The organism is Streptomyces sp. UNOB3_S3 (genome assembly GCF_020740895.1).
GTDB lineage: Bacteria > Actinomycetota > Actinomycetes > Streptomycetales > Streptomycetaceae > Streptomyces.
Genome location: NZ_JAILXP010000495.1, coordinates 1 through 4,258, shown reverse-complemented (window position 1 = coordinate 4,258; position 4,258 = coordinate 1). Strand labels below are relative to the sequence as shown.

Below are 4,258 nucleotides of genomic sequence, written 5' to 3'. Positions count from 1 at the left end.
CGGCCGAGCTGGTCGAGCAGATCCTCCGGGAGCCGGCGGCCTCGGCCGCCGGCTCCCGGAGGATCTGCTCGACCAGCTCGGCCGGGGGCCGCAGGGCCGGGTCCTTGGCCAGCAGCGTCTCGATCAGCTTGGTCAGCGGCCCCGCCTGCCGCGGCGGCACCAGCGGGTCCATGGCGATGGCGTACGCCGTCTCGACGGCGGTGTCCCGCCGGAACGGCGGGCGGCCCTCCAGGGCCTGATAGAGCGTGGCGCCGAGCGCCCACAGATCGGAGGCCGGCCCCGGCTTGGCGCCCTTGACCCGCTCGGGGGCGATGTAGTCGATCGAACCGACCATCTCGCCGGTCTTGGTGAGGGTGGAGGTGCCGGTGGACTGGGCGATGCCGAAGTCGGTGAGGACGACCCGCCCGTCGTGCCCGAGCAGGACGTTGCCGGGCTTCACATCGCGGTGCAGCACCCCGGCCGCGTGCGCGGCGCGCAGCGCGGCGGTCATGCCGCGCCCGATGCGGGCGGTCTCCTCGGGGCCGATCGTGCCGCGCTTGAGGACGTCGCCGAGCGTCGTGGACGGCACGTACTCCATCACGATGCAGGGCAGGCCGCCATCCTCGACCACGTCGTGGACGACGACCACATTGGGGTGGGCTATCCGGGCCGCGCTGCGCGCCTCGCGCCGGGTGCGCTCGTAGAGGGTGGCGAGCTCGTCCTCCTCCAGGCCGGGATTGACGTGCAACCGCTTCACCGCGACCTGACGGGCCAGCAGCTCGTCCTCGGCGCGCCAGACGGTGCCCATGCCGCCCCGGCCTATCCGCTCGGCCAGGCGGTACCGCCCGGCGACCAGCCGACCCGCCTCAGGCGCTGCACCGTGCACCGCGCGACCCTCCGGTTCCCCCGTCGTATGTTCGATGCGCCACCCTAGCCGGATCGTTCTCAGGGGCGATCTCAGGGAACGTCCAGGGTCGGCACGGATGCCGTACACACTTTCCGGTTGACACCATGTCCCCATGACCGACGCGCCACCCACCCCCGAGCCCGCAGCCACACCGCCGCTGCGGCGCAGCCGTGAGCACAAGCTGATCGCCGGGGTCTGCGGTGGCCTCGGGCGCTGCTTCGACATGGATCCCGTCGTCTTCCGGGTGGCGCTCGGCGTGCTGGGCGTCACCGGCGGCCTCGGCCTGATCGTCTACGGCTTCGCCTGGCTGCTGATCCCGCTGGAGGGCGAGGAGGAAAACGAGGCGCGCCGGATGCTCTCCGGGCGTGTCGAGGGCCACGCGCTGACCGCCGTGCTGTGCGCGCTGGTGGGCTCCGGTCTCTTCCTCTCCATGCTCAACAACAGCGGCGTGACGTCCTTCGCGCTGATGCTGATCGTCGCCCTGAGCGGCGCCGCGTACTGGTCGCAGCACCGCCGCCTGGCCGAGGCCGGGCCGGAGGACGCGGCGGCGGGGACCGACGGCGCGACGGCCGGGGCGGCACGGCCCCACAAGACCCACAAGACACACAAGGTCATGGAGGCCCCGCCGGAGACCCAGGCGCCCCCGACGCCGGGCGCCCCCTCCTGGTGGCGCGACTCCGCCCGGGACTCCGCCCCGGGCGCCCCCGGCACGGGCTACCTCTGGGGCCCGGACGACGACGTCCCGGACACCGCGCTCCCGATCCGCGACCGCGTCTCCAAGTGGGCGCACGGCTGGGCCGGAACGGTCACCGGCACCGGACCGTACTCCGGGGCCGCCCCGGCCCGTGGCGCCGGTCCGGCCCCGGTCCCCGAGCCCGCCGCCGGACCGGCGTCCGGGGCCACGCCCAGGGCCGGATCAGCGTCCGGGGCCGGGTCCGGGTCCGGGGCCGGCCAGGGACCGTGGCTGGGCGGCTGGACGTTCCTGCTGGCCCTGGTCGCCTTCGGCCTCGGCACCGGTCTGACCTGGCATCACCGCCCGCTGAGCACCTCCCTGGAGTTCGGCCTGGCCGGCGCCCTGGTCGTCTTCGGCCTGGGCATCGCGCTCAGTTCCCGCTACGGCCGCACCGGCGGCGGCACGGTCGTCGCGGCCGTGCTCACCGGCGCCCTGCTGACCGGCGCCGCCGCGCTGCCGAAGTCCGTGACCGCCGACTGGTCCCGGACGACCTGGCGCCCGGCGAGCCAGGCCGGGATCCACGAGCGCTACGAACTCGGCACCGGCGTCGGCGTGCTCGACCTGACCGGCGTGCCCTGGTCCAAGCCGGGCGGAGCGGCGCCGTCCACCGTGCGCGCGGAGGTCGGGGCGGGCAAGCTCCAGGTCGTCGTGCCGCAGGACCTCACGGCGGAGCTGAACATCCAGGTCGGCGTCGGCGACATCCAGCTCCCGGGCGAAGGCCCCCAGGACGTCGACGTCCAGCCCGGCGGGCACCGCCGGATCACACTGTCCCCCGGCGCCGGGCACCCCTCGCACGGCACCCTGCGCCTCGAGCTCAAGGCCGGCATCGGCCAGGTGGAGGTGGTCCGTGGCACGGCATGACTTCGAACCGGGAAAGCTGGTCATCGGCCTGGTGCTGCTGGGCGGCGGCCTGGTCTATCTGGTGGCGGCCGACGGCCGGTGGCACATCCCCTCCTATCTGCTGCTGCCCGTCCTGGCGGGCGGGTTCTGCCTGGCGGGCCTGGTCTCCTCCCTCTCCTTCGCCGTGCACCGCCGCCGGGCGCGCCTCACCGACCGCGACGGGCGGCCTGAGCGACTCGGCTGAGCGGCACCCCGCCCCGGGCGCGTCCCCTCCGCCGGCCGGCCAGCGCCGCGTCCGCCGAGAGCAGGGGCGCGCCCGCGAGTATCAGCGGCAGCCACGCCATCAGGTAGACGAGGTCGTTGCCGTAGTAGTAGGGCGTGGCCGCCCAGCTGACGGTCAGCCAGAGGCTGAGCGATACCAGGGCGCCTCCGGCGGCCGCGATCCGCGCGAAGAGCCCGAGGAGGGTGCCCACGCCCACCGCGAGCTCGCCGAGCGCGATCGCGTAGCCGAAGCCGACGGGGCTCTTCAGCGCGAGATCCACCAGCCCCGGGAGCGCGGCCGTGCCGCGCACCGACTCCATCAGGGCGCCGATGGAGCCCTGCCCGCCGCTCGCCAGGAAGGCGGGGTCGGTGAGCTTGTCGAGGCCCGCGTAGACGAAGGTGATCCCGAGGAAGAGGCGCAGCGGGAGCAGCGCGTAGCGCCCCGGATCGACCCGTGCCCTGTGTGACATGCCGTCGGCCATCGCCGCCCTCGCCTTCGCTCGTCGTCCCCCGCCCGTCGTACTCCGACCATACGTACGGAACGCGTGACGCGTTCAGCCCTGTGGACAACCCCGGCCGGGGGCCGGCGGGGTTGTCCACAGGGCTTGCGCGTCATGGGGACAGCATGGGAACTGCGTGGGAACGACGTGGTGGAGGTATGCGTCAGGCTCCGGAGCGGACGCCCAGCGCGCTGCCCTCCAGCCACTGCTCCCAGGTCAGGTTCCAGTCGCCGTAGCCGTTGCCGAAGTGGTCCATGGGCTTGGGCTTGGTGCTGCCGGTGACCTGGACGACATCGCCCTTGAGGGTCAGTTCGTACAGCCACTTGGCGTCGGCGGTGGACATGCCGATGCAGCCGTGGCTGACGTTCTCCTTGCCGAAGGACTCGGCGTTGTCGGGCGCCGCGTGGACGTACTCGCCGCTGATCGTCTCGCGCATGCTGTAGTCGTACGAGCCGTAGAAGCCGTCGGGGTGGTTGCGCGGGATGCCGATGGAGAGCGAGTCCATGACGACGCGGCCCTCCTTGGCGAGGATGGTCTTGACGCCCTCGCGGGTGCCGAAGCCCTTCGACTCGTCGCCACCGCTGACCGAGATGGTGCGCAGGGGCTTGCCGTTGCGAACGACGGTCAGCTTGTGGGTCTTGAGGTCCACGGTGTTGACCATCGAGTCGCCGATGGTGAAGGAGATCGTCCGGTCGCGGTCGGCCGCGGTGCCCTCGGCGAGCTTCACGCCCGCGAGCCGCGCGTCGAGGGTGACCTTGGTGCCGGCGGGCCAGTACTTCTCGGGGCGGAAGTGGACGCGCGTGTCGCCCTTGGACTCGTTCCAGTGCCAGGCGCCGGGGACCTGCGGGGAGGTGGAGACCTTCAGCCGTCCCTCGATGCCGGCGCGCAGCTCCTTGGCGACCTTCTGCTGCTTGAAGACGATCGCGATGGGCTGGCCCACGCCGACCTTCTCGCCGTTGGCCGGGGCGATCTCGGGCCGTGCGACCCTGGCGGCGCCCTTGAGCAGCGCGGCCTCCGGGGCGGGCTGCTCCGTGACGG

The 4,258-nt window shown here is 73.3% G+C and carries 5 protein-coding genes; 2 read left to right on the top strand and 3 right to left on the bottom strand.

Features of this window, described 5'->3' with window-relative positions:
• On the bottom strand, window positions 1–787 hold a 787-nt coding region (locus K6I33_RS32450), incomplete at its 3' end, for a serine/threonine-protein kinase (protein WP_229358176.1).
• Between the two features lie 211 nt (window positions 788–998).
• On the opposite strand from K6I33_RS32450, the gene K6I33_RS32445 reads away from it, so the two are divergent.
• Window positions 999–2,480, top strand: coding sequence for a PspC domain-containing protein (locus K6I33_RS32445; protein WP_229358174.1), 1,482 nt, complete (start codon window positions 999–1,001; stop codon window positions 2,478–2,480).
• Complete coding sequence (locus tag K6I33_RS32440) at window positions 2,467–2,703, top strand: hypothetical protein (protein ID WP_229358172.1); 237 nt, start codon at window positions 2,467–2,469, stop codon at window positions 2,701–2,703. Before K6I33_RS32445 ends, K6I33_RS32440 begins: the two co-directional genes overlap by 14 nt.
• Here K6I33_RS32440 and K6I33_RS32435 read toward each other — a convergent pair.
• Both K6I33_RS32435 and K6I33_RS32430 read right to left on the bottom strand, forming a co-directional pair.
• Entirely contained in the window at window positions 2,666–3,190 is a 525-nt protein-coding gene (locus tag K6I33_RS32435; protein ID WP_229358170.1) for a DoxX family protein, read from the bottom strand. The genes K6I33_RS32440 and K6I33_RS32435 overlap by 38 nt on opposite strands.
• A 193-nt stretch (window positions 3,191–3,383) precedes the next feature.
• The coding region (locus K6I33_RS32430) for an Ig-like domain-containing protein (protein ID WP_229358169.1) at window positions 3,384–4,258 on the bottom strand (875 nt) is incomplete at its 5' end.

What these genes read in the sequence shown, in the direction of transcription:
- K6I33_RS32445 (WP_229358174.1), top strand. Translation starts at nt 999, where the DNA reads ATGACCGACGCGCCACCCACCCCCGAGCCCGCAGCCACACCGCCGCTG.
- K6I33_RS32435 (WP_229358170.1), bottom strand. Translation starts at nt 3,190, where the DNA reads ATGTCACACAGGGCACGGGTCGATCCGGGGCGCTACGCGCTGCTCCCG.